Source organism: Allobaculum sp. Allo2, from assembly GCF_022701175.1.
Lineage (GTDB): Bacteria > Bacillota_I > Bacilli_A > Erysipelotrichales > Erysipelotrichaceae > Allobaculum > Allobaculum fili.
This window is the reverse complement of the sequence record NZ_CP078088.1, coordinates 657,449-681,232: the sequence shown is the minus strand read 5'-3', so window position 1 is coordinate 681,232 and position 23,784 is coordinate 657,449. Positions and strand designations below refer to the sequence as shown.

At 48.5% G+C, this 23,784-nt stretch carries 19 protein-coding genes, 3 pseudogenes and 1 CRISPR repeat array; of the genes and pseudogenes, 6 read left to right on the top strand and 16 right to left on the bottom strand.

The genetic code is table 11. The features are described from left to right. Positions 1-11: 11 nt before the first annotated feature. The 13 genes and pseudogenes from KWG61_RS04025 to KWG61_RS03975 form a co-directional block, all read right to left on the bottom strand. Positions 12-941 (bottom strand): serpin family protein, encoded by a 930-nt coding sequence (locus tag KWG61_RS04025; protein WP_256460779.1) that lies wholly within the window; start codon positions 939-941, stop codon positions 12-14. Between the two features lie 5 nt (positions 942-946). Then, complete coding sequence (locus tag KWG61_RS15935; RefSeq protein ID WP_256460778.1) at positions 947-1,264, bottom strand: serpin family protein; 318 nt, start codon at positions 1,262-1,264, stop codon at positions 947-949. A 270-nt stretch (positions 1,265-1,534) separates the two neighbouring features. Next, the gene (locus KWG61_RS04020) at positions 1,535-1,963 is read right to left on the bottom strand and encodes a hypothetical protein (RefSeq protein WP_242745018.1); all 429 of its coding nucleotides are present in this window, start codon (positions 1,961-1,963) and stop codon (positions 1,535-1,537) included. Positions 1,964-2,376: 413 nt separating this feature from the next. Next, a CRISPR array of direct repeats spans positions 2,377-5,183; the repeat unit is 36 nt; unit sequence GGCGATCAGCCTTCTGAAATTACAAAGCTCTCAGAC. Positions 5,184-5,333: 150 nt separating this feature from the next. Beyond that, positions 5,334-5,930 (bottom strand): type II-A CRISPR-associated protein Csn2, encoded by a 597-nt coding sequence (gene csn2 / locus KWG61_RS04015; protein ID WP_242745544.1) that lies wholly within the window; start codon positions 5,928-5,930, stop codon positions 5,334-5,336. A 130-nt stretch (positions 5,931-6,060) separates the two neighbouring features. Further along, entirely contained in the window at positions 6,061-6,255 is a 195-nt protein-coding gene (cas2, locus tag KWG61_RS04010) for a CRISPR-associated endonuclease Cas2 (RefSeq protein ID WP_242745017.1), read from the bottom strand. Next, positions 6,248-7,141, bottom strand: a complete 894-nt coding sequence (gene cas1, locus KWG61_RS04005) for a type II CRISPR-associated endonuclease Cas1 (RefSeq protein WP_230266612.1) — start codon at positions 7,139-7,141, stop codon at positions 6,248-6,250. The genes cas2 and cas1 overlap by 8 nt, the downstream gene beginning before the upstream one ends. Continuing rightward, positions 7,138-7,815: a Cas9 endonuclease PAM-interacting domain-containing protein gene (locus tag KWG61_RS04000; RefSeq protein ID WP_242745015.1), complete on the bottom strand. Its 678-nt coding sequence runs from the start codon at positions 7,813-7,815 to the stop codon at positions 7,138-7,140. Before KWG61_RS04000 ends, cas1 begins: the two co-directional genes overlap by 4 nt. After that, positions 7,812-8,726 carry a type II CRISPR RNA-guided endonuclease Cas9 gene (gene cas9 / locus KWG61_RS03995; RefSeq protein WP_242745543.1) on the bottom strand — a complete coding sequence of 305 codons (915 nt, stop codon included), beginning with the start codon at positions 8,724-8,726 and terminating at the stop codon, positions 7,812-7,814. Before cas9 (KWG61_RS03995) ends, KWG61_RS04000 begins: the two co-directional genes overlap by 4 nt. Then, on the bottom strand, positions 8,683-9,345 hold the full coding sequence (locus tag KWG61_RS03990; protein WP_242745014.1) for a CRISPR-associated endonuclease Cas9 REC1/REC2 domain-containing protein: 663 nt from the start codon (positions 9,343-9,345) through the stop codon (positions 8,683-8,685). Before KWG61_RS03990 ends, cas9 (KWG61_RS03995) begins: the two co-directional genes overlap by 44 nt. 111 nt (positions 9,346-9,456) lie before the next feature. Beyond that, the gene (gene cas9, locus KWG61_RS03985; RefSeq protein ID WP_367614325.1) at positions 9,457-10,086 is read right to left on the bottom strand and encodes a type II CRISPR RNA-guided endonuclease Cas9; all 630 of its coding nucleotides are present in this window, start codon (positions 10,084-10,086) and stop codon (positions 9,457-9,459) included. Between the two features lie 82 nt (positions 10,087-10,168). Then, positions 10,169-10,540, bottom strand: coding sequence for a CRISPR-associated endonuclease Cas9 REC1/REC2 domain-containing protein (locus KWG61_RS03980; RefSeq protein ID WP_242745012.1), 372 nt, complete (start codon positions 10,538-10,540; stop codon positions 10,169-10,171). A gap of 83 nt (positions 10,541-10,623) precedes the next feature. Beyond that, positions 10,624-11,313: pseudogene (gene cas9, locus KWG61_RS17060) on the bottom strand (type II CRISPR RNA-guided endonuclease Cas9); the annotation flags it as partial. Positions 11,314-11,821: 508 nt separating this feature from the next. Next, entirely contained in the window at positions 11,822-12,112 is a 291-nt protein-coding gene (locus tag KWG61_RS03975) for a hypothetical protein (protein WP_242745011.1), read from the bottom strand. Positions 12,113-12,692: 580 nt separating this feature from the next. On the opposite strand from KWG61_RS03975, the gene mraZ reads away from it, so the two are divergent. The 3 genes and pseudogenes from mraZ (at position 12,693) to KWG61_RS03960 (ending at position 17,209) form a co-directional block, all read left to right on the top strand. Further along, a complete protein-coding gene (mraZ, locus tag KWG61_RS03970; protein ID WP_230266608.1) occupies positions 12,693-13,124 on the top strand; it encodes a division/cell wall cluster transcriptional repressor MraZ in 432 nt (143 codons plus the stop codon). A 15-nt stretch (positions 13,125-13,139) separates the two neighbouring features. Beyond that, a pseudogene (gene rsmH / locus KWG61_RS03965) lies at positions 13,140-14,061 on the top strand (16S rRNA (cytosine(1402)-N(4))-methyltransferase RsmH); the annotation flags it as partial. Positions 14,062-14,884: 823 nt separating this feature from the next. Then, positions 14,885-17,209 carry a penicillin-binding protein gene (locus KWG61_RS03960; RefSeq protein WP_242745010.1) on the top strand — a complete coding sequence of 775 codons (2,325 nt, stop codon included), beginning with the start codon at positions 14,885-14,887 and terminating at the stop codon, positions 17,207-17,209. Between the two features lie 143 nt (positions 17,210-17,352). Here KWG61_RS03960 and proC read toward each other — a convergent pair whose 3' ends face one another. The 3 genes from proC to KWG61_RS03945 form a co-directional block, all read right to left on the bottom strand. Then, complete coding sequence (gene proC, locus KWG61_RS03955) at positions 17,353-18,135, bottom strand: pyrroline-5-carboxylate reductase (protein WP_230266604.1); 783 nt, start codon at positions 18,133-18,135, stop codon at positions 17,353-17,355. A gap of 54 nt (positions 18,136-18,189) precedes the next feature. Next, a complete protein-coding gene (locus tag KWG61_RS03950; RefSeq protein WP_242745009.1) occupies positions 18,190-19,089 on the bottom strand; it encodes an alpha/beta fold hydrolase in 900 nt (299 codons plus the stop codon). A gap of 303 nt (positions 19,090-19,392) precedes the next feature. Next, positions 19,393-19,743, bottom strand: a complete 351-nt coding sequence (locus KWG61_RS03945; RefSeq protein WP_230266602.1) for a hypothetical protein — start codon at positions 19,741-19,743, stop codon at positions 19,393-19,395. A gap of 359 nt (positions 19,744-20,102) precedes the next feature. Here KWG61_RS03945 and rsmD point away from each other — a divergent pair. From rsmD to KWG61_RS03925, 3 genes and pseudogenes are all read left to right on the top strand, one after another. Continuing rightward, positions 20,103-20,686, top strand: a pseudogene (gene rsmD / locus KWG61_RS17055) (16S rRNA (guanine(966)-N(2))-methyltransferase RsmD). A 128-nt stretch (positions 20,687-20,814) separates the two neighbouring features. Next, entirely contained in the window at positions 20,815-21,252 is a 438-nt protein-coding gene (locus KWG61_RS03930) for a hypothetical protein (RefSeq protein WP_230266600.1), read from the top strand. A 419-nt stretch (positions 21,253-21,671) separates the two neighbouring features. After that, positions 21,672-23,711 carry an ATP-binding protein gene (locus KWG61_RS03925; RefSeq protein ID WP_242745007.1) on the top strand — a complete coding sequence of 680 codons (2,040 nt, stop codon included), beginning with the start codon at positions 21,672-21,674 and terminating at the stop codon, positions 23,709-23,711. Positions 23,712-23,784: the final 73 nt, after the last annotated feature.

Below are 23,784 nucleotides of genomic sequence, written 5' to 3'. Positions count from 1 at the left end.
TTTACCGTTTTCTACTTCAAGCCTGCAGATTCAGTTGGTATTGAATTCTGAATGCCTATGAAAACGGGGGTTCCGGTTTCGATATCCACAATCAAATAGAGGAACGGCCGGTTGCAGGCAATATAAATTGGATCTTCCTCGACACGAGCCGACTCTTCAACCATCCCGACATCGGTCGCCGCGGCCGCTTTTGTTCCCTGGGCATTCAGCAAAAGGCGGCTTTTCTGATTTACAGCGCCGATCTTCAATTTCGTGGATTTAGACATCCCTGAGAAATCCGCGAGATCGCTGAAAGGCAGATCCATACCCAGCTTCTGGAGGGCGTCCTTTAAAGAAAAGGCGCTTTCCACTTCAAATGGCGGCATTGTGGCGTGCACATCCCGCTGCTGCGGAGTCTGAATCGCCTTTTCGAGTCCACTGCTGTCGATTTTCTGAAGGGCTTCATCGATCGTCTTCTGCTCATCTTTGGGAATGAGCGCGCAAAGCGCATAGCGTCCGCCTTCATAAGGGCGCATAAATCCGTGGACGCTGCCCGCATCCACATACTGATCTTCGATGCTTAGCATTGCGTCGCATTCCTGACTTTCGCCACTGGCGGCCGTGAAAGTGAAGCGCGTAATATCTTCCGACTCGTATGAGGTTTGCCATTTTGCGTCAAAATTTATGGCGTTCAGCAAAAGCAGACTGAGCGATTCAATCTCGCTGGAATCGACCATCTTAGAAATCTGTCCATCCGTTTTCTGACTGACCCAGTCATTAATCTGATCCGCCGCTTTTGAATCGAACGCCGACTCGAAGCCTTCCGCATCATAGTCCTCTTTCAGAACATCCAGATAGGAAGAATCGAGCTCTGTATCTTTGACCCAGATCGAATTGGCTATTTGCAATTGTCTGTTTTCGCCTTCTGCGGACTGAATCGCGCTCGCCGATAATTCGCGCATCGTCTTTACGTCTGTTCCCAGCGTTTTTCGATTTCTTCAAGCGTCTTCCCATCAGCACCCTGCGCCGCCATGCCCAGCGCGAAATAGGCGGAAAGCGGGGAGACTAGCGCGTCTTTTCCATCCTCATAAAGCTCGTTAAATAAATTCCAGGAAAAGGTGAAAAGCGAAGCTTTCTGCTGATCCGAAAGCTGAACAACTGCGGCTGGCTGCTGTGCAGAATTTTCATTTTGTAAAGATTCAGAACTGCCCTTCTGAGGTGCAGTTGTGCATCCGACACACGCCAGGCAGGCTGAAAGCAGAATAAAAGCGGATTTCTTTTTCATGCTGAAAATCTCCTTTCCAAGTTTATGCGAATTGAGAATTTGGATTGTTCCTGTATTCGTAAAATGTATTTTTAAGCAGATCCCTATTCCTGATTCCATTGTATCGGGCGCTTTGTGCCGCCTTTTAACATTCCCTGAAAATTTTCAAAACTTTATTCGCCATTCTCCAATCCAACTGGCTTCCGCTGTGTGAAGGCTCGCAAATGGAAAAAGCCCTGGATCATCCAAGGCTCTTCTTCCATTTATTACAAATCTGCCTTTCCATAACGGCTATCTGAATAGCGCGACTGCCCGTCCTAGCAGATTTCCTGCATAGGAATCCATCGGCCACGCCGGAAAAACTGTAATCATCCGAAAAATATAAATTCCAATCGTGATTGCGGTGACAAATCCAAATAAAACTAAAAACCAGTTCTCTTTCAATCTGCCGGTCCACCAGGCAAAAATTGTGCACAGGACAAATGGAATCCAGATCCAGATCGCCGGATTATAAATTGTCGCTTCATAAAAATGAAATGTCAGCAGAGAGAAAATGCGTGGAGCATTCCGCAGCCTGGACACGGCATGCCAAAGGCAATCTGAAAAATGCAAGTTCTTCCAAACATAAGGTAGCCGAGCGCACATGCTGCACACAGAGCAACTAATATCAAAAGCATCTGCTGAATCTGTCGTCGCGTTGGTCGGCTTTGCTTTTTTCATCGTGCATGGGTTCCAAAACCTCTGCAGTTGTGAGCTCAGGGATTTTTCTCATGAATTCTGACGTCAATGGCGGTGGATAGAGCTTAGTTTGATGTGAACAGTCTGACGTTTTTCCGTTCGATTTAAATGGCATATTCAGAACAAGCCCTCCCTTATATTTATCTACCAGTTTCTACTTATCATCTAGTTCTGTTCCAAATCTGCATTTTTAACTTGCTAACTGTCGAGCACACCCAATTGATATCTGTCTTAATAAACAACTTATCATCGTGCATAGCGTAAAGGAATAATTCTATTCGGTATGATCAAAACAGTTCTAAGGCAAAAAGCCATTGGAAAATATTCTGTCTATTTTGTTTAGAAACAATTACTCAAAATACTTCTTAGAAATTTCCAGGCAAGTGAATTGGTTTGATTACTGTCCTCCTGAAATCCCAATGCTCTCAGACTTACGCTCAGCTTCCACCGATTTCTCCCGTGGCGACCAGCCTTCTGAAATTACAAAGCTCTCAGACAAGGCACTCTTACCGGAACGATTTACGTGCGGCGATCAGCCTTCTGAAATTACAAAGCTCTCAGACGAATCTGCGTCCATAGAAATCGACACAGAGGGCGATCAGCCTTCTGAAATTACAAAGCTCTCAGACAGTGAAACGGGCAGATCCGAAAGTTACAACGGCGATCAGCCTTCTGAAATTACAAAGCTCTCAGACCAGTACATACAGAAGACTGAGTACCGGGAAGGCGATCAGCCTTCTGAAATTACAAAGCTCTCAGACAGACGAAACGCCGGACGACGAAAAGAGAAGGCGATCAGCCTTCTGAAATTACAAAGCTCTCAGACTCGTGCGAGCGCACGATTCCAGAAGTCAAGGGCGATCAGCCTTCTGAAATTACAAAGCTCTCAGACAGAGGAACGGAAAGCCCGAACCGCTGGCGTGGCGATCAGCCTTCTGAAATTACAAAGCTCTCAGACACGACCGCAGTTGCCGTCATGATGAGTTTTGGCGATCAGCCTTCTGAAATTACAAAGCTCTCAGACACTTAAGCCAGGTTATCCTCAAGCGAGACTGGCGATCAGCCTTCTGAAATTACAAAGCTCTCAGACAAGCTCTGCGATCTGCTGCGTCTGAACTGCGGCGATCAGCCTTCTGAAATTACAAAGCTCTCAGACACCGCGTATTGGGAGGGGAACTCAGTGACTGGCGATCAGCCTTCTGAAATTACAAAGCTCTCAGACACCATCGATCAGTTTAACCTGGCGTTTAAAGGCGATCAGCCTTCTGAAATTACAAAGCTCTCAGACCTGCAAAGCTCCAGTATGTTCTGTACCCAAGGCGATCAGCCTTCTGAAATTACAAAGCTCTCAGACAGTCGGAACTGCTGACCGTTGACGGTCATCGGCGATCAGCCTTCTGAAATTACAAAGCTCTCAGACATACAAATGTTTCGCGTTTGGCAGCACTGCGGCGATCAGCCTTCTGAAATTACAAAGCTCTCAGACTTGGCGGCTTCCAGCGCGCTCATACTTTCTGGCGATCAGCCTTCTGAAATTACAAAGCTCTCAGACCAAATGCGCGCGGTGCCGGCTATTCTCCGGGGCGATCAGCCTTCTGAAATTACAAAGCTCTCAGACTGGATCGACGATTCACAGGTAGTGATCGAAGGCGATCAGCCTTCTGAAATTACAAAGCTCTCAGACCAAATGCGCGCGGTGCCGGCTATTCTCCGGGGCGATCAGCCTTCTGAAATTACAAAGCTCTCAGACTGGATCGACGATTCACAGGTAGTGATCGAAGGCGATCAGCCTTCTGAAATTACAAAGCTCTCAGACACGATCGAAGAGAGGGAATGAGAATGACAAGGCGATCAGCCTTCTGAAATTACAAAGCTCTCAGACCAGAGGGGAACGACTGCACGGGATGCTTTTGGCGATCAGCCTTCTGAAATTACAAAGCTCTCAGACCAGAGGGGAACGACTGCACGGGATGCTTTTGGCGATCAGCCTTCTGAAATTACAAAGCTCTCAGACCAGCACCACCCTTCACAGAGTCATGAACGAGGCGATCAGCCTTCTGAAATTACAAAGCTCTCAGACCGCCAGGCTGGTATCGGTATGCCCGTAATAGGCGATCAGCCTTCTGAAATTACAAAGCTCTCAGACAATTATTAAGAACTGGGGCGCGGAAACAACGGCGATCAGCCTTCTGAAATTACAAAGCTCTCAGACTGACCTACAGACCGCCACGACATGGATTCGGGCGATCAGCCTTCTGAAATTACAAAGCTCTCAGACAAGGGTCTGTCGGCGACTGGCTGATGGTGGGGCGATCAGCCTTCTGAAATTACAAAGCTCTCAGACCTGAGGATGTGGCAAAAGGCTACGTCCTTGGGCGATCAGCCTTCTGAAATTACAAAGCTCTCAGACCTTGCTAACGGCACGCCAGCGGTTCGGGCTGGCGATCAGCCTTCTGAAATTACAAAGCTCTCAGACGCCTGCTTGAGCATGGCGCCCATGCCTTTGGGCGATCAGCCTTCTGAAATTACAAAGCTCTCAGACTACACCGTCTCGAACCCGTCAAAATCAAAGGGCGATCAGCCTTCTGAAATTACAAAGCTCTCAGACCGCGGGAAGTGCCTATCCATTTCTCTCTCAGGCGATCAGCCTTCTGAAATTACAAAGCTCTCAGACCCAAGAGGTACCCGGTCGGCGGGTATTTCGGGCGATCAGCCTTCTGAAATTACAAAGCTCTCAGACATGAATTCCTTTCTGTTAAAATTTGAATGAGGCGATCAGCCTTCTGAAATTACAAAGCTCTCAGACTGAATGAGCAGGCCATCCGGGCATTGAAATGGCGATCAGCCTTCTGAAATTACAAAGCTCTCAGACCTTGCTAACGGCACGCCAGCGGTTCGGGCTGGCGATCAGCCTTCTGAAATTACAAAGCTCTCAGACGCCTGCTTGAGCATGGCGCCCATGCCTTTGGGCGATCAGCCTTCTGAAATTACAAAGCTCTCAGACAGATTCGACAGTTTCCCAGCCGCGTCTTTGGGCGATCAGCCTTCTGAAATTACAAAGCTCTCAGACGGGACATCCCGCAACCCAGCTTCCGTTTTCGGCGATCAGCCTTCTGAAATTACAAAGCTCTCAGACGTGGTCTACGACAATAAGCAGGCTTTCAGCGGCGATCAGCCTTCTGAAATTACAAAGCTCTCAGACCTCAAAAAGAATATTTTGTTTGATAAAACAATCTTTTTAGAGCATCTTCACCGAGCTTCTATCTTATTATCCTGCTTTTCTTGATCAGGCAAAGGTCGGAATCAATAGTTAAAACATTTTCGTTGGGATACGCTTTTTCATCTGCTGATTCTATAAAGAGCAGGACGATCTTTGTCTGTATGGAGGTTTTAACAATCTCGTCCAATTCTGTCTCTGTGTAAAAGAACTGGGATGGAGAAATACCATCAGCCGGTCGCGAAGAAGCTGCGAACTGATTTTAATCCATTCCTGGATTACGCTCACATCATCTTCGCCGGCTAAATTTGGGGAAAAATGGAAGTTGCAGAGCTTCAAAAAGCCATTAATATCCCCGTTAAAATCTGAAGCGATTGTCAGATATGGCAGTTTTTCCATCACAGCTTCCGAGAACCGCCCAAAAGTGGCCAGCATCTCTGTTGTGACTAATTCATAAACCTGACATATCTGACGTGCTTCTTTTATAACTGCATTGGAAACCTGTCGAGAGTTAAAATCGACAGAGCTCGGATTGCTGATTATTTGGATTTCAGATGGAGAAATCCATTTGGATCCTTCTCCATCCAAAAACGCAAATTCCTCAGATATTCCGTCGCAAAAATCGTTAAGATCTTTTACAAACTTTCTGAAGTGAGCTGGATTCTCCAAGCAAATCGTTAAAGGCTGATTTTCAGAAAGCTGTTCAGATATTCCGAAGGGCGAGTAAGCCATTAAACTCACAGAATCACCACGCTCTCGATTGACGAAACTGTATCCGAAACTGATTCTCCAAGAATGTATATGATTCTCGCATACTGCTTTTCAGTAATTACGAGCGCTTGGACCAATCCATCAGGAGGCTTTACTTTTTGACATAGGAAATTGCTGCATCAGCCGCTTGCTGATTTTGCACCAGTTTCACATAAATGCTTTCCTGCATCATAAAGAAACCTCCTTTCAACAAGTTCGTACGAAATATCCGATAATCTTTGCGATTCTTTGGAGAGACCATGGGCAGATCGTACATAACAAGCACTCTCATATAACGGTTAATCATCCATTCCCAACTCCAGATCGAATTCGCAGAAGCGGATACGGCTGCAGTCTGCTGTTTGTAACGCTTCGAAAACGCTTCGGATATAGATTCCTAACCCGTTAATCAGTTTTTCAGAACGATTTGCTACCCGAACTGGCAGTGATAGTAAGCTTAAAAGGATCTGCTTTTCGCGGCTGCCAAAGCTAATGATCCGATTTTTCACGACTAAATAATCTATCAGCACTCGCAGCGGCTCCATCAGATCACATCCCAGATTATATGCATTCACTGAACTGCAATGTGATATGCCTAGCTGTGTTAGATAGCCATTTGCCGATATTTCTCGATCGACTGCCGCTAATAATATTGCGTATCCATAATTTAAAGCCGCATTTCTGCCCGTATCTTCTCTCCGTGAGAAATCTGTGCCAAACAAACCGTTGAAATACACTTTTGCCGCTTGTCCTTCTCGATTTGTCGGATCACCAGGCTCTATTTCCTGAGCCAGAGTTTCCAGCTGAAGCTGCCTGTCTTTCAATTCCAGTCTGGCCAGTAATTTTGCCTGATTCAGTATCTTTTCTTTAATAATTTCTCGCCATACATCATCCATGACATATTCGTTGAAATTGATTTGCTCATAGATTTTTCGGCTCGAATCATGCGATCCGTAATAGGGGATGAGTTCTCCAGCCGGCTGCCTCTTCTCATTACAGAAAATCACTTTGATTTTTCTTTTCATAAGTTCATTCAGAAGGTAAGCAGTCATAGATACGGCAGTACTCTCAATCATCAGCACCGCTATCTCATCCAGGAACACCTTCTGAATCTCATTGCTTCGAACAACGAGATAATTCATCTGGAAATCCAGTTTTGAATTTGAACTGATGACTACTGTTCTCCAGCTCATACTTTCATCAAGTCAATTTCTCTGGAGAACAGCCCTGTTACCGATTGCAGCACAAGAACACATTCGCCCGCGTTTTTATTCTTATCGCCTGTCTGTTTTCGCCAAGTGGACAAGTTTCGGCCCAGACGAGGATCAGGCAAAAATCTGAATTCACTATGGTCTTTTGCAAACTCATCATTCCAAGAGTTAAAAGACTTTAGAATCTTATAAAGCACTTCAATTTGCTCTTTTTCCGAGAGACTTACAAAGGCAGGGCGTGCGCTTTCCAGTTTTTTAGAAATGGTGTTTTCGGCAAAAGCTCGAGGGATTTTCTCAAAAATCGGTGAAGAAAATTTTGCAATCAGTGAATCATAGAGCTCAATATTTCTTCTTTTGGAAACCGACTTTAAATAGAATTTATATTCCCCATTATTGTCTGGCCAAATTGCTTTTGAAAGATAGATCTGATCCTTTGCCGGCAAAATCAGTTCAACTGCATTTTGGAAGATGAGGCGCACATCAGATCTTCCTGTCAGCATCAATGGATACCCATTGATACGAAGGAGACTTTTGGGATGGATATTCATCAATCTCACAGAAGGAGCTTCCAGATGCAGAATGTCGCGACAATAGATATCCAATTCTTCCTTTGTTGTGTATCTCTGTTTATCCACGAGAGTCAGCGGCAAAATCATTCGTTCCCTTTTATTTTTATTTGACATTCGACCAGGAAGAACGTTGCCCCTCGGACCTTGTCATAGTATCCATACTTGCCTGGATCCGCTGCATCTCGTTTTCTGGAAATATAGTAGGTTCCTTCTTTTCTCTCTTCGGCTGGGCAAAGCTGCACATCGCTAAGCGATCCGCGATTAGAAACCGTTCGGCGGGTAACCAGCGGAGTTCCTTTAAAGGCGACTCTTTTTACTGTGGCGATTGTTCCTGCTTCTCCTGGAACCCATGCAGATTCTGATCCGCGCGTTACCGGGTAGTCATAGAGCTTTTTCAAATTATATTTTTGCGTACCGTCTCTGAATTCTTTAACAAAGCGAACGGGGCTATCGGTAAAGCGAACAGAGAATACATTTCCGACTACGATATTGAGATAAGCATCGACCGCATGATGGAGATTGTTCAAATCTCTGATCTTAGGAATCTCAAACTGTTTTCGGAAGGCGCTGACATTCGACGCTTTCGAATACACGATCTGAGTATCTGGAGATGTCTGTTTAAGAATCGCAGCGAGAACTTTCGTACCCTGACGGGTTTCTACCAGCTGACGATTGATAAAACCTGCCAGTTCATCATCTGTGAATCCGGTTCTTCTTGTTAAGCGATTGAATTTTTCCTGCGTAATCAGACCCGCCTTCAGCCACTGTTTCCACAGAGGCGTCATTTTCGCCTGAATTTCCAGAGGCAAAGGATATCGATCTTTCTTCAGATCGCTGTTCGTTTGTTTGTTGGTGAGCACAAGATTGTTTTCGAGAGAATCATCTTTTACCCAGCGCTGTGCGTAGATATGGTCAATATCATATTCGCTGTTTGTCTGGAGCAGTTTTTCAAAATCAATTGGCTGACCAGTGTAGGCATCGCGTCCCTGCTGAGTCAGATAAAGATAGACCTTTTTCTTTGAAGCAGACTCTCTTCCATGTTTTCAATTTCTGAAAGCCAGTGATGGGTATCATCTTTAATCGACTTATACAGCTCTTTGAATCGATTCTTTCGGGATACTGTCCGCTTTCCTTTTTCCTGACTCTCCCTCGCCATTTCGACAAACACTTTTTAGGCGCCTTTCCCATCAGACCTGTGATTTCGCGGAGAATTCTGATCGTTTGCCAGATCATCCGTTTAACAGGTCCAGACAGGTAAAGTCCATCCAGATCCTCATGGCTGATTTCAAAAAGCGATTTCTGTTCTTTAGCAGCGTTTTCGGCAATTGTCTTCCGGAATGAATACTTATCGCTCAGAACCTGCATTAGATTATCGTTTGTCGACCAGAGGAATCCCATTACTGTCGATTCGTTTCCTTGAGAATCCGTTCCTTCCATTTCGAGGAATTCTCTTGAGCATCTTCCCCAGCCGTTGAATCGATTTCCAAGAATCCGCTTAATCTGTTTAGGGGTTAATTCCGGGAATTCTGAGCAGATTGCTTTTTCAAAAGGAACCGCCCTCTTCGTAAATAGTGGACCAGTAGACAATTTTTTCCGCCATTGCTCTTTGGGAGTCATTAAGCCGTTCCGTTCCCAGCACTTCGCAAAAGAATCGTTCTGTTCCCAGTTTATTTATGAAGTCTCCATCGATTCCAGAAATCACAGCTTCGGCAGCCTGTTCGTGATCCATTAGCTGGGCTTCAACGAGGAATTTTCGAATTTTCTTCTGGGTAACTTTTTCCCTTTCAGGAATTCACTCTCGTACAGTCGCTGCTTAAGCTCAGGCGTGAGAGGATTTCCATCGATCTTCAGATTATTCAGCTCATTGAGAACCTTGAATTTTTCGTACAGCAAAGAATGATCCGGCAGCACCTGGTATTCAGGAAGATACGTACACGTCCGAAGCATTCGGTGAATGAACGCTCGCGAGGTTGCTTCCTGATTAATCTTCTGTTCCATATTCCATGGATACACTGGTCCAGCGGTCTGATTTTCATTCCAGACTACCCATGACGTGCCAGACTCTTTTCCCTGACCAAGCGGTCCAATATAGTACGGAATGCGAAATGAAAAGAGCATGGAAAGACGTTCGGCAAGTGTGTACCCGGATTCATCTTTTTCACGAAATTCGGGGAAGATCATCGAAGCGTTCTCAAGAATCTTATTCAGTTCCTTCAGATGAACCTGATTTGGGATAACCCCGTTTTTGCTGGTCATCTGCTTTGGCATGAACTGATTGAGTTCAATTTTATGAAGGATATCCTGCTTCATCTCTTCCAGTTCCGCTTTATTAGATTCTGATAATTCTTTGAAATCCAGCTTTTTCAGAACTTTCTTTACCCCTGGTAAAAATCATCCTGCGTGATCTTGGCTCCTCTTTTCTTGCCTGCGCTCGATGAATTCACAGAGCCGACATAGCCAGAATAGTTATCCGGCTTGGCGGGATATTCACGGAAAAACGCATTAAACGCTTTTTATCCGCAGCCTTAAGAAGCTTTTTCAGCTGTTGTAAATCCTCGCGATGCTGCTCATACTGGCTGACTCTCGCCTCCGCAAGATACGAACAAGTCTGACCGCTTCGATCTTTCAAAATCGATTCCAGCTGCTGCCAGTCAAAAATCTGCGCAATGGATTCGAGCAGTTCTATTTCGGGTTCGGTGAGACGATCCGCAATTTCCTGGATTGACTCTTCAAGATCTTTTTCGCGTAAGGAAATCGAAAAGCTCTTCTGTTCTTCTGTCCGCAGCGGATGTTCAGGCCAGATTTTAAACAAATCTTCCTTTTACCGCAGAGAAGTCCAAGAATTGCTTTTATTCGATTTTTCTCTTCTTTGGTCCATTTTCTGGAGGAAGAGTCCTTCATGAATAAGTCAATGAGCTTGCTGGATTTTTCGCTGATCGACTTGTTCTTGTCGGTAAGAATCTCTTTTACGGACTCAGAAGCTGGGAAATCAACGTGCGAGGAGACTCCATCCTCTGTGTCCTGCCACGTTTCATTTACACAGTCTGCAAACTGCTTATACATTTCATCGAAATCGGCAGATGTATCATCGAATTTTCCATTGAGCAGGAAATTGCCTCTGTGCTTGAATTTCTGTTCGATCACAATCGCATATTCTCGTGGATCCGTATGCTTTTCCGGATGACGAATCATATCGACAATGAGGTGGGAAACTGTCGGATATTTTTTATAGAATTCGGAATCAGACATCCCATTTTTCCCAAAGATCGAGTACTTTTCTTTCGACGTTTTATCTTCTTCCCAGAGCATGCTTTCCTCTCTGCGAAGATAGAAATCAGGGTCTACGCGGTCGATCAAAGGAGACAGCGATCTGCGCACATACTTAATCCGTGCCTGCATCCGGTCTGTTCGACGTCTGGCTCCTCGGCTCAGCCTTCGATCCGCAGCTGTTTTTCCTTCTTCGAACAGCCGAACACCTGCAGCATCGTGACCCCGAATTCGCAGCAAATGATAATCCGGATCTGTTACCGCCCAGCCAACGGAACTTGTTCCCAGGTCAAGCCCAATGTAATAATCTCCATTCATACTTCATTTCCTTTCTTGACGGACAAATGGTGTTGCGTTACAGTAAACCTACAAAGCGAGTTCAGATAAGGATCCTTAACCGGAGCCGTATTCACATTTGAGAGCATCGTGCTCTTTTTTTTGCGCTTTTTCGAATAGCTCGCTTTGCGTGATGCATTACTTTTACAGTGTACATCCTCATAACGGCTTTCAAGAATGAATTTCGACATTTTAACTGTTTGAATAACTGATTAACCTATTATTTCAAATACTTCGCCACGAGGATTCTTTCTTTTATACGTTTCGTTCCGGAGCAGCTGCTTCTCTGATAGGCCTCTGAATATTTCCGGCATCTGAATATCTATTGAGAAATAAAATTCGCCTTCTTCCAGACTTCGGGATTCCTGTCCTTTCGACAGAAAGCACTTTGTCTTTGGAAAAAGGCGATTATTTTTGGATTGATCAAACTGGTCCTGCAAGCGAAATTTCTCCGCTTTCCTATGCAGCTCTTATTGAATGAAGAGAGTATCTATTTTCGATTTGGCTGTTCTTTTTCCAGTCTTCCCAGGCTTTGCGCAGACTGGTTTCCTTTCAAAAGACGATTGATTCCGTGCATCAGTTCGGGAGTCATGCCTTCCTTTGCTTTCGCATTCAGACTCTGGCGTTCTTCCTCGAGTTCCTGCATCGTCCAGACGTAAATGTCATCTGGATTTTCATTCATCTGGATCGCCGTCTGAACAGGATCTCCCTGCGCATCGAGTACTTTCTGAACTTTTTCTTTCTGCTGATCGCTTAATGGTTTTGAAAAATCGATTTTCATATTCAGTCTTCCATCCTTTCTGCTTCTGCTCGTTATCCGCGGGCAGAACAATTCTGTATGGCTTATCTGAATTGTACGACTCGAGGAAAAATACAGTCTGGTCATATTGAGCAAAATGCCAAAAGGAAAACAGAGCCTTTTGGCCGCATCAGCAGGCATTGCGCGTCAATCCTTAATCCGGCGCTCCCAAAAACGATCCGTTTCTGAGGAAAAGCTGTTTTGATCCGCTTCCACTTTCCTTCTGCTCTGTCGTTTTCTGGCTTTCGTCCGCTTCGTTCAATTTGGAAAAAGCGGGTCTTTTTCTGCCTTTTTGCGCCCGTTTTGGAACCGTTTCTGCCTTGCGGTGGGAAAGTGTGGTCAAAAGCGGCTCTTTCCCGCCATTTTGTCCCACTTTCCCTTTTTCTAAATTTGTCAAGCACTTTTTCAGGCTTTATTTAAAGCCAATTTTAAAGGTCTTTAATTTTTGACTCTTTCTTTTAATCTTGTCCCGTTTTGGGATTTGAATTGAGAAAAGAGGGTGCAGGGGGTATAATGCACCTACAAAGTAGGAAGTTGTGTCAGAAAGTGGGGGTGATGACACATGTTCATGGGCGAATACACGCACAACATCGACCGTAAGGGGCGGTTGATCATGCCCGCTAAATTCCGTGAAGAACTTGGCGAGCGCGTTTACGTCACTCGCGGCATGGACGGCTGCCTCAATGTCTACACGCTTGAAGAATGGACCAGCGTGTACACAAAATATTCCTCCCTCCCTTCTACCAATCCGGACGCACGCATGTTCATGCGTTTTTTCATGGCCAAAGCGACCGAAGTGGAACCCGATGCACAGGGACGCATCCTGATTCCCGCTTCTCTGATCGCCGAAGCTGGACTGGTGAAGGAATGTTACGTTATCGGTGTTGCTAACCACGTGGAGATCTGGGCCAAGGAACGCTGGCTTGCTCTTCAGGACGAAATGCTTCCGTCCTATGAGAAGTTTGCAGAAAATCTGACCGGACTTCTCGATTAGTCCGGAGGTTTTGGAATGGAACATATCAGCGTGCTTCTTAAAGAATCGATCGATTTGCTGGAAATCCGTGAAGACGGCATTTATATCGACTGCACCCTTGGACGCGGCGGTCATTCGAGCGAAATTCTCAAGCGAATTCCGCACGGTCACCTCTACGCCTTCGATCTGGATCAGCAGGCGATTGATGAAAGCCGGCCTCGGCTGGAAGCCATCTCCGATCGGTTCACGCTGATTCACGCGCCTTTTGAAGATCTGGACCGCGAACTTGACCGGCTGCACGTCGGAAAAGTAGACGGAATTCTCATGGATCTTGGCGTATCGTCTCCGCAGTTTGACGATCCCGAACGCGGCTTTTCCTATCGATTCGATGCCCGTCTGGACATGCGAATGGACCAGAGCCAGACTCTGGACGCCGCCTGTATCGTCAATACCTATTCCCGCGAAGAACTTCTTCGTGTTTTGCGGGAATACGGCGAAGAGCCCAATGCGAATCGCATTGTCAACGCGATTCTTCAGGCTCGAGAAGTAGCGCCGATCGAAACAACCTTTCAGCTCAGCGATCTCATTCGGCAGGCTCTGCCCGCCGCTGTTCTGAAGAAAAAGGCCATCCGGCCAAACAGACCTTCCAGGCGCTTCGCATGGAGGTCAACCGCGAACTTCCGCAGCTGCGCAGTGCGCTTGAACAGGGACTGCGAAGACTGAAAGTCGGCGGCCGAATGGCTGTGATTACCTTCCATTCTCTTGAAGACCGCATAGTCAAGCAGGCGTTCGCGGCGGCTGCACTGCCCAAAAAGTGAATCGGCGCATTCCAATCGCAGGGGATGAAGAACTGGAATATCGCTTAATCAATAGAAAACCGATTCAGTCTACGGCAGAAGAGCTTGAAGAAAACAATCGCGCGCACAGCGCAAAATTAAGGGAGTTGAACGAATTGCAGACAAGGAAGAAAACGCATAAACGCGCTCTGCGATCGAAGAACAAGTATGGGTTCTGGAAAAAGCTCATCATCGCATGTGCTGTGATCACCGGTATCGGTGCTTTAACCACCCGTCTTTTCGTTCGTCAGATGAGTACGACAAAATCGGTGGAAAACCAGGCACTCGTTTCGCAGATTAATGAAAAAATACGGCGATTTCCGATCTGCAGACCGAAATCGCTCAGCTCGAAGAAAAGTCCCGAGTACTTGGAATGCTTGAAGGTCAGGTTTCAGACAACCAGGCCAACGTTTACTACTATTCCAAGTAACCGGAACTGCTTTAGCTTCAATTTCTGTTTTGTACCTTGCAGAGCAGCTGACAATTCTCTGTCACTCAGAGCGTTCCAGCTGCTCTTTCCTTTTTTCTTCTGCTATTTATCTTCCTTGCACGTATTCATCTTCCCTGTACGCATACTGCTCTGCCGCTTGCGCAGAGCGCTCCAAAAATCACCCTGCAGATCCTGCACGTTTTGTAAGATTTAAGGTCGTTTTGAAAAATCGGTTTATTCTGTAGGGCGGAATATTTTATTCACGAAAACATCTCCTCTCTTTCCTTTGGAAAGCCCCATATCGGCGTACTGAAAAAGAAAAGAGAGTATCCATCTACCATACGAAAGGAGGCTGCCATGGCCCGCAATAAAAAGAAAACAAACCTGCAGCCAGAAAAAGCCTGAGGCATCCCCAAAGAAAAACGGGGAATCTTAACCTTTGACTCGCGCATTCGCCTGATGGGCGTTGTGTTTTTCTCTGTATTGCCGTATCCGTCAGTGCTGTCGGCATGACCATGATCAGCAAGCAGCATCTGTGGACCGGATACAGCGTGCTGAACCCCGCCGTTCGAAATTCGGTAATCACCCAGACGATTTCCGGATCGCGCGGCGACATCGTCGATCGAAACAATCAGATCATCGCCACGTCCGCCAAGGCCTACACCATCGCAGCCAACTTCGACAACCGTACTCCGGACGAAAAAGAACGCGATGACCAGATTATCCAGGGCCAGCGCGATAACCTGATCAGTCAGGGCAAGGCCAGCGGGCAGAGCGAACAGGTACAGGCCGCTCTGGAAGCAGCGGACGCCAAGCTCGTCGACGCGTACGTCGAAGATCCCGAAGCGTTCGCCAAGGCGCTCAAGGATGTCCTTGGCGACGTCATTGACGAAGACGATATTCTCAAGCGTCTGAAAAACGCGCAGGAAAACGGCTACTCGCAGATTGAGCTGGGTACCGGCACAAAACGCATTACGGAAGAACAGAAACTCCGCCTCGAATCCATGAAAATTCCCGGCATGAGCTTTATCGAAGACGTTCGCCGTACCTATCCGACCACGCCGCTTTCTTCGCAGGCCATCGGCTTTGCGACCAACGATGACAACACCGGTACGATCACCGGCCGCTTCGGGCTCGAACAGACGATGAACGCCTATCTGAGCGGCAAGAACGGGCTGCGTCAGTACACTGCTACGCAGGCTGACCAGATCCTGCCAGGAAGCGAAACGATTTTGCGCGAAAGCGAAAACGGCGACAAAGTCAAGCTGACCCTTGATCTGAACCTCCAGGAAACGATCGAATCGGTTCTTTCCAGAACCATGAATGAATCCAATGCTTCCCAGGCGTGGGCCATTGTCGTCGAGGTAAAAACCGGCAAGATTCTCGGCTGGGGTTCCTATCCGACCTATGACCAGAACACACACCTCGTTCTGCCGGAAACCGCCGACAACATTTCGCAGGCTCTCTTCGAGCCAGGTTCCGTTGTAAAGCCGCTCGTCTACGCAGCTGCCATCGACTCCGGCGTCTATCCCTCAGAAGATACTTACTATCGCGCCGGATCGTTTTACTACACCGTCGATCCGGTCACAAACAAGATCACCCGCGTCGGCAGTCAGGCCGAAACGCAGTATCCGCCGATTAACGATGCGCTGGGCACAGACTACGGTACGCTGACCTTTGCGGATGGTCTTGCACACTCCTCTAACATCGCGATTTGCGAATTGCTGACCAATTACCTCGATCAGCAGACGTTTGCCAGCTATCTCGACGCCTTCGGTCTGTATAAGCCCGTCGGCTCTCCGTTCATTAACGAACTGACCGGGGTCGGCAACTATTCGCAGGCCACCGACTACCTTTCGACTGGTTTTGGTCAGGCCTCTTCGCTGACCGCCCTGGAACTTTGTCAGGCGTATACCGCGATCTTCAACGATGGAAAAATGATGAAGCCCTATCTTGTGGACTCCATCCTCGACAGCGATACCGGCGAGGTCATCGAACAGTTTTCTCCGGAATGCACCGGCCATCCGATTTCAGCCCAAACGGCACAGAAAGTCCGTCAGCTCATGGTCCATGTCGGCGATGCCGGCATGACCGGTGAGCGATTCACCATTGACGGCATCGACATTGCAATCAAGACCGGTACGGGTGAAATTTACAATCCGAATATTGGCGGCTATGACAAAACCAACTACACATCGACCGTCATGGGCGCCGCTCCTGCCGACGATCCGCAGGTGATGGTTTTCTGGGGCATGCAGGGGCCGAACTATCTGAACTATTCGGGAAGCTACTTCCAGGACATCATGAAAGCCGCACTGAAGACTGCCGGCGTCAACTATGACAATGAGCAGTCCGATTCGGCAGATCAGAGTACCTGGACGTCCTGGACCATGCCGACGCTGACCAGCCACACGCGCAGCTATGCCGAACAGAAACTGGGCGAAATGAGTCTGAAATCCCTGATTCTGGGCAATGGCGATACCGTTATTGGTCAGTATCCGGCAGCGGATTCCACGGTCAATTCGCAGGACCGCGTTCTCTTAATGACGAACGGCGATGAAATTGTCATGCCGGATATGACCGGCTGGACGCTCAAGGATGTGACTGCCTTCTGGCAGCTGACCAACATTCAGGTCAAAGTCAGCGGATCCGGCAAAGTTGCCTCCCAGTCCGTCCCGGAAGGCACGGCACTGCATAAGGGCGACACGATCAGCGTCGAGCTCTGGCAGCAGGAAAATCCGCTCAAAGAGCCGGATTCCCAGACGGATTCCGCAGATTCTTCCAGTTCCACCCAATCGTCCTCTTTGCCAAAAGAAATCGGCGGAACGTCCAATGGATAGAGCGGAAAGCAGATCACGTAAATCCGAAAACCAGACGCTTACAATTCGATACACTGAACTAGAAAAGCCAGCGCAGCTTCGTCGTTTCCCGACGACAGATCTGCGCTGGCTTTCGTTTGTATTTGTTTTTCGGCTTCGATTTCCTACTTCTTTTCCTCGATGGCTTCGATCGCCTCGATCACCGCTTTGCGGAATCCGTCTTTTTCCAGAGTGACGATACCGCGAATGGTCGTTCCGCCCGGCGAGCAGATTTCATTTTTAAAGACAGCCGGTTCCATTTCATTCAGACTCAGCATAGCTCCGGCTCCATACACGGTGCGGGCAGCCAGAGACGCTGCTGTTGCGCGCGGCAGACCGTACTTCACACCGGCATCCGCGAGGGCTTCCGCAAAGAGACCGAGAAAGGCCGGGCCGCATCCGGAAATAGTTCCGGCAATGCCAAAGAGGGCTGCCGGAACCGGAACGATCGAGCCGAGCGGCTCGAACAGGTCTTCAAGAACCTTTGTATCTCGTTCGCTCATCGTGTTCGGTTCTTCCACGATCAGGCAGCCGACCTGAACCATCATGGCGGTGTTCGGCATTACCGATACGTGCGCCGCATACGGCAGCCAGGCGTCCAGCTTTTCGTGATTGATTCCAGCGGCCAGACAGATGACGAGCTTGCCGTCGACCCAGTCGCGGCATTCGCTCAGGACGCCTTCGACCTGCGCGGGCTTGCAGGCAAGGATAATCACATGGCTTGCCTCGCAAAGCTCGTGGAGCGTCTTCATCGGCGTTACGTCGTATGTTTTGCAGTTGCGGCAGAGCTTGTCATAATGCGGCGCATACGCCTGCACATGAATTCGATCGAGCAGGCCGGCATTTTGCCATCCGGCTGCGATCGCCTGCGCCATTTTTCCAAAACCAATCATTCCAACTTCAATCATTGCTCTTCTCCTTTTCTGCCCCGGCAGCTTTTTTCTTTTCTTCCAGAATGCGATTTAAAAATGATAAAAATCTTCGTAAACCTGCGTGCGGTTGATTTCATTGAGAATTTCATGCCGCATCTGCGGATACAGCTTTGAGCGGACATGCGTATATCCGCGCGCCATCAGATCCTTTTTCTGTTCTTCAAACGCCTTTGGCGATCCGATCACCGGATCGTTTTCTCCGGCCGCAAACAGAATCGGCAGGCTTTTGTTTTTCATCTGCCAGCCTTTGGGTGAGTACACTTCTTCGATCATGACAAGAAGATTTCGATAGCCGTTCAGCGTAAAGGGATTGCCGCAGAGCGGGTCGTTATTAAACATTTCCACTTCATCGGTATCCGTACTGAGCCAGCGGTTGGTCTGATTGCCTTCAATTCCCTGATCAAACGCGCCTTCGACCATTCCGGCGACACGTTTGGAAATGTGTCGATCCCCGTACAGACGGCTGAGCACATCCACCAGCATCCGCCCGGCTTTTGCTTTCGGATTTCTCCAGACTGGTCCAGACAGAATCAGTCCGTCCAGTTCTTCGTCATGCGTCTTGAGATACTTTCTGGCGCAGAGGGTTCCCATGGAATGGGCGATCATGAAAAAGGGAACGTCTGGATAGCGCTCGCGAAGATCGGCATTGACCGCATCCAGATCTTCAACAATCGCCGTCGCCGTACTGTCATAAAAATAGCCCAGGTCGAGCTCAGCGCGAATGGATTTTCCATGGCCGCGATGATCGGCGGCTACGCAGGCGATATGATTGGACGCCAGAAATTCCATGAAATGCAGGTAGCGTTCCTTGTGTTCCTGCATGCCGTGAACGATCTGAACAATGGCTTTTACCCCGTTTTCCGGAATGACTTCGACCACATCGAGCGGAAGCTGATCATACCGGGAACGAACGGTTCTGTACTGTTCCATATTTATTTACCCCTCTTTCGTCTTAACGCGTAGTTTCGTTTTACTCGCATGTTCCCCGATTCTTTGTATGAATTCGGGACTTTCCTGCCTTGTCTATTGTATCCGCTCTTCGCGTCAATGCGAAAGCCGCTCCCTTTGCGCAAAGAAAAGCAGATCGGATCTTCTTTCCAGAAAAGGTGAACTGTTCTTACCGTCTGGAAAAAGACCAAATCTGCCTGTGAAGCGTTTCATTATTCATGGGTGATTCATGGGTGATTCATGGGTGATTCATGGATGCTGCCCGAGTGAGCCGGACGCTGCGTTTCAGCTTAAGGCTTTCGCGATTTTCTGGCACGTCAGACAGTCAAGTCCGTGTTCATCGCCCTTGGTCGAGATGGCGATGGCGCGCACCTGCTGCCAGGCGGTGTCGCTTTCTTCGCTTTCTTCTGCGTAGCGGGAGTTCAGGCTCCATTCGTTTTTGCAGGGCATGAGCCGGATCTGCGGCAGCCGGCATTCGATCTGCGCAATGTAGTTCAGACGGCTCTGATCGTCCATATGGGTATCGGTCAGAATTTCATAGATCAGTCCGTCATCCTGCTTCTGATTTGCGGCGCAGACATTTACAAGAATGATCAGCCTGCTTTCGAGATGTTTCTGAAGGATCCTTGAATTCATGTCATCGCCTCCTTTATGCGGCATTATTTCTGGCAATCCTTTGATACTTCCATTGTGATCGCGGATTTTCAATTCCACTAGTCGTAGAAAAAATATAAGAATTTTATAACGAGAATCATCAGAACAGGACAATTTTCTATCCAAACTGGCCGCCTGGATGGAAGCGTTTTCGCAATTGGGATAGACTAAGCGGACCTTTCCGGCCGGAAAAAGCCCTATTCCTTTTATACGGGCACGTGTGATACGATACAAAGAGGAAAGGCGACAGGAATTTCAAGCGTTCCCTGCGCCGGCTTGCCTTTTCTTTTATACGATCGCAAGCCGTGAAAAAGCAGGAGAGAGAAAGCAGGTGATAGCTTATGCGCATAATTTCCGGTTCGGCGCGCGGCAAAATCATTGAAGCGCCCGAAGGTCTGGATACCCGGCCCGTTACGGATAAAATTCGTCAGGCTCTTTTCAACATCTGGCAGTTTGATATTCCCGGCAGTTCCTTTCTCGATCTGTTTTCCGGCTCCGGCTCCATGGGGCTCGAAGCCCTCTCGAGAGGCGCCGATCGGGTCGTCATGGTCGAAAAAGGAAAAAGGCCGCCGATGTCATTCGACGGAATCTGAAAGCCTGCCATTTCGAAAACAAAAACTGTACGCTTCTGGAAAAAGACGTCTTTCTGGCGATTGAACAGCTCAAAAGGAAAGGCGAAAAATTCGACCGGATTTATCTGGACCCGCCCTATACCGTCGATTCCATTTTCCACCCCGTTATGGAAGCCCTTGGCGATGCAGAACTTCTGAATGAAGATGGAGAAGTGGTGATCCGTACGCTTCACACGAAGGAAATGCGCGATGACTACGTAAAGCTGCACCGTTACCGCACGAAAAATGGGGAATTTCCACCGCCCACTTTTATAAAATTCGATAAGAAAAAAAGAAACCAAAAGGACAAATAAAACGCAGGAAAGCCGCGGCCTCTTTACTTGAAAGCCTTTCTCGAAAGGTTTACCCTAATCGTCGCGGGGGCGATAAAGACAGAACAATCCGTCTTTACAGGTCCTGCCTGGAAGTTGAGGTTAATGCGATGCGCCGCTATATTCCGAAGGAACAGCTGATCTTGACGCTTCATCAGATCATCGATTCCGAAAACCCGGAACTGCATTCAATTTATAAGCAGATCATTCTGCTTCGTACTACCAAAGACACAAAAACGTATTCCCATGCCGTAAACATGCTGATCTGTCCAAGACTGATCACGCTCAGCATTCTGAACATTCTCGCGCTCAGTTTCGCCGGCATTTATTTCAATTCGGCTTTGCAGACGAGCCTTCCCGCCGGTTTTTCCGGTGTATGTCTGCTTCTGATCATCGCCTTCACGTTCGCGGAAGGTTTCCGCCTGATTCGGCTTCTCGGCCAGATCCGGCAGGCTATGCGCTACGTCCTGGTCGATGAACTCTTTGCCAGGAAAATTCTGGTGCTTCAGAAACCGCAGGAAGCCCAGACGGCGAAAGCAGCCAAATAAGACTGCTTTCGCTTTTTCTTTACGCAAAAGCCATGCGGCTGACCGATGCTTAACGGCACCTTTATGTCAATTCGCCTATACTGGACTCATACCATCACACTATTCAAATATTCATAACCGTTTTGGACCGATACTGGTCCGGTTTCTTCCCGCTTTTACAGACGGCTTCGTTCGTTTTTTCATTTTGTTTGCACCAAATCTTATTCGAAATGCCTCTATGGCGTTAAGGATGGATAATCATCTTTTACAAATACCTTTTCGATGCATCTTTTTGAAAAGCCCGCGAATGCCCTGTAGACAGCGCGGACTCTTTTCGCATCCAGGGCCTGTTTTCCTTTCTCTTTGGCTTCTTTATAAAAAGCAGGGGAACGGGAAAAAGGCGGAAGAGGAAAAAGAAAGTTTAGAAAGGCGGTGATTTCATGGCCCTTTCGCAGTCTGTGATCGGACAGACGCCTTTGCCAAAGCATGTGCATGTGGTTGTTGTTCTGACAGCGGACGATGCCTGCAGCCAGGCAATCGACAGCGCAGCCCTGCTCGCCCAAAAACAGGACGCCCTGTTTTCGGCCGTGTATGTAGACACGCCGTATTATCGATCCGTTTCGGAAGCGCGCAAAACCAAGCTGCACGACGCGATTATTTACGCCGCGCAGGCCGGCGCCAAAATCGAAATTTTATCCGGAACCGACCCGGTGTATCAGATCGTCGAATTTTGCAAGTCCAAGCGCGTCAGCCAGCTGGTCATTACCAGGCCAGTCCGGCAGACGGGACTGAATCGCTTTCGCAAGTCGATTGCGGTTTCGCTGATGGACAGTCTTCCGGACGTGCATATCGTGACCGTGCCAAGTGCAGAGCGCACGCACATTCAGACGCAGGGACTGGTCAAGCTTTCCACCAGCCAGTTTTTCCGTCAGCTCGCGATCACCGTGCTCGTTCTTTTTGCGGCGACGGTCGTCGCTTTCCTGGTCGATTCCACGGGTGCGGACGAAGCGCTCCTGGCGCCGATTTACATGCTTGGCGTTCTGATCTGTTCCGTATCGTCCACTTCGCTGTTCTGGCCGATTTTCTCGTCGACCGCAGTGATTATTCTGTTCAACATTTTGTTTGCGTCGCCTCGCGGAAGCATCGTCTACTACCAGACTGATCTGACCCTGGTGTTCGCGATTACCTTTGTCGCCTCGGTCATCGCCGGCGCGATGGGCATGCGCCTGCATCAGGAATCCGATCAGGCCAACAAATCGTCCTGGCGCACCCAGGTGCTGCTCGAAAACAGCCAGCTGCTTCAGGAAACGGAACAGACCAGCGAGCTGATCCCCGCGGTATGTACGCATCTCGCCGGACGCATTCACCGCGATATTCTCTTCATCCCGTATGACGGTCTCGATTTTCAGGAAGCAGCCGCCTATCCGTCGAGTTCGATGTATCCCGTCCATCTGCCGATCGGCCAGGCGGACCGGGACGCGCAAAACGAAGCGGTAAAAATCAAGGACGCCGCCGGCAATCACACCCTCTATTTCAGCGATGCAGCCTATCTGTATTTTCCCTGGAAAATGGACGGGGACGTCATCGGACTGGTCGGCATCAACGGCGGTTCGGATGTGATCGAAGGCTATGAATACATGATCCTCGATTCCATCATTCAGGAAAGCGCCCAGGCGCTGGAAAACCGCATCCGCTCCGAAGAGTTCGAACAGATCCAGCGCGAAGCCGAATCCAACCGGCTGCGCTCCAATATTCTTAAAGGCATCTCGCACGATCTGCGTACGCCGCTGACGTCCATTATCGGCAACGTCACCGCGGCGGAAGAAGGCAAGGATTTCCTGACGCGGGAAGACCTTTCCGACATCTGGCGTACGATCAAAGCCGATTCGCAGCTTCTGTCGAGCATGGTGGAAAACCTGCTGACCGCAGCGCGTCTGGACAACGGCACGATGCCGGTGCATCCGCAGCTGGAAGTGATCAGCGAAATTATTGACGCCAGCCTCGACTTCCCGAAAATTTCCAACGAAACTCATCCGCTTCAGGTGGATATCGATGACGATCTGCTTCTGGTCAATGCCGATCACGGTCTGATCTCACAGGCGATCACGAACATGGTGCTCAACGCCATCTACCACACGCCAGCCGGCACGCAAGTCCGTCTGCACGCCTATGAACAGGACGGCTGGGCCATCGTGGACGTCGAAGACCAGGGCCCGGGCATTCCCGATGCGGAAAAGCCGGCGATCTTCGATCTGTTTTATACCGGAAGCAAGGGAAATGTGGACTCCAACCATTATCTGGGACTTGGCCTGTTCCTGTGCAAGTCGATTGTCGATGCCCATCAGGGCAAGCTGACTGTCCGCGACAATACACCAGAAGGTTCGATCTTTACTCTGGCGCTCCCCTGGCCGAAATGCCCTCGGGCGATGTGCCGGATCTGGGATAAAGCAAGCCTGTTTCTAACAAGCCGTTTGTTCTGAATGAAAAGCCGCTGCTTACGGCGGCTTTTTCATCACTGCCGTATACCCGCTTCGACTGGGTCTGAACCCGGAT

Bases quoted from the DNA above. Each gene is read 5' to 3' on its own strand.
- KWG61_RS04000 (WP_242745015.1), bottom strand. From the start codon at position 7,815: ATGATTTTGCCGCTGACTCTCGTGGATAAACAGAGATACACAACAAAG.
- KWG61_RS04025 (WP_256460779.1), bottom strand. From the start codon at position 941: ATGCGCGAATTATCGGCGAGCGCGATTCAGTCCGCAGAAGGCGAAAAC.
- KWG61_RS03990 (WP_242745014.1), bottom strand. From the start codon at position 9,345: ATGACTCCCAAAGAGCAATGGCGGAAAAAATTGTCTACTGGTCCACTA.
- KWG61_RS03930 (WP_230266600.1), top strand. From the start codon at position 20,815: ATGCGCCGCTATATTCCGAAGGAACAGCTGATCTTGACGCTTCATCAG.
- cas2 (WP_242745017.1), bottom strand. From the start codon at position 6,255: ATGATTAACCGTTATATGAGAGTGCTTGTTATGTACGATCTGCCCATG.
- KWG61_RS03975 (WP_242745011.1), bottom strand. From the start codon at position 12,112: ATGAAAATCGATTTTTCAAAACCATTAAGCGATCAGCAGAAAGAAAAA.
- KWG61_RS03950 (WP_242745009.1), bottom strand. From the start codon at position 19,089: ATGGAACAGTACAGAACCGTTCGTTCCCGGTATGATCAGCTTCCGCTC.
- KWG61_RS03960 (WP_242745010.1), top strand. From the start codon at position 14,885: ATGATCAGCAAGCAGCATCTGTGGACCGGATACAGCGTGCTGAACCCC.
- proC (WP_230266604.1), bottom strand. From the start codon at position 18,135: ATGATTGAAGTTGGAATGATTGGTTTTGGAAAAATGGCGCAGGCGATC.
- KWG61_RS03945 (WP_230266602.1), bottom strand. From the start codon at position 19,743: ATGAATTCAAGGATCCTTCAGAAACATCTCGAAAGCAGGCTGATCATT.
- KWG61_RS04020 (WP_242745018.1), bottom strand. From the start codon at position 1,963: ATGAAAAAAGCAAAGCCGACCAACGCGACGACAGATTCAGCAGATGCT.
- mraZ (WP_230266608.1), top strand. From the start codon at position 12,693: ATGTTCATGGGCGAATACACGCACAACATCGACCGTAAGGGGCGGTTG.
- csn2 (WP_242745544.1), bottom strand. From the start codon at position 5,930: ATGGCTTACTCGCCCTTCGGAATATCTGAACAGCTTTCTGAAAATCAG.
- cas1 (WP_230266612.1), bottom strand. From the start codon at position 7,141: ATGAGCTGGAGAACAGTAGTCATCAGTTCAAATTCAAAACTGGATTTC.
- KWG61_RS03925 (WP_242745007.1), top strand. From the start codon at position 21,672: ATGGCCCTTTCGCAGTCTGTGATCGGACAGACGCCTTTGCCAAAGCAT.
- KWG61_RS15935 (WP_256460778.1), bottom strand. From the start codon at position 1,264: ATGAAAAAGAAATCCGCTTTTATTCTGCTTTCAGCCTGCCTGGCGTGT.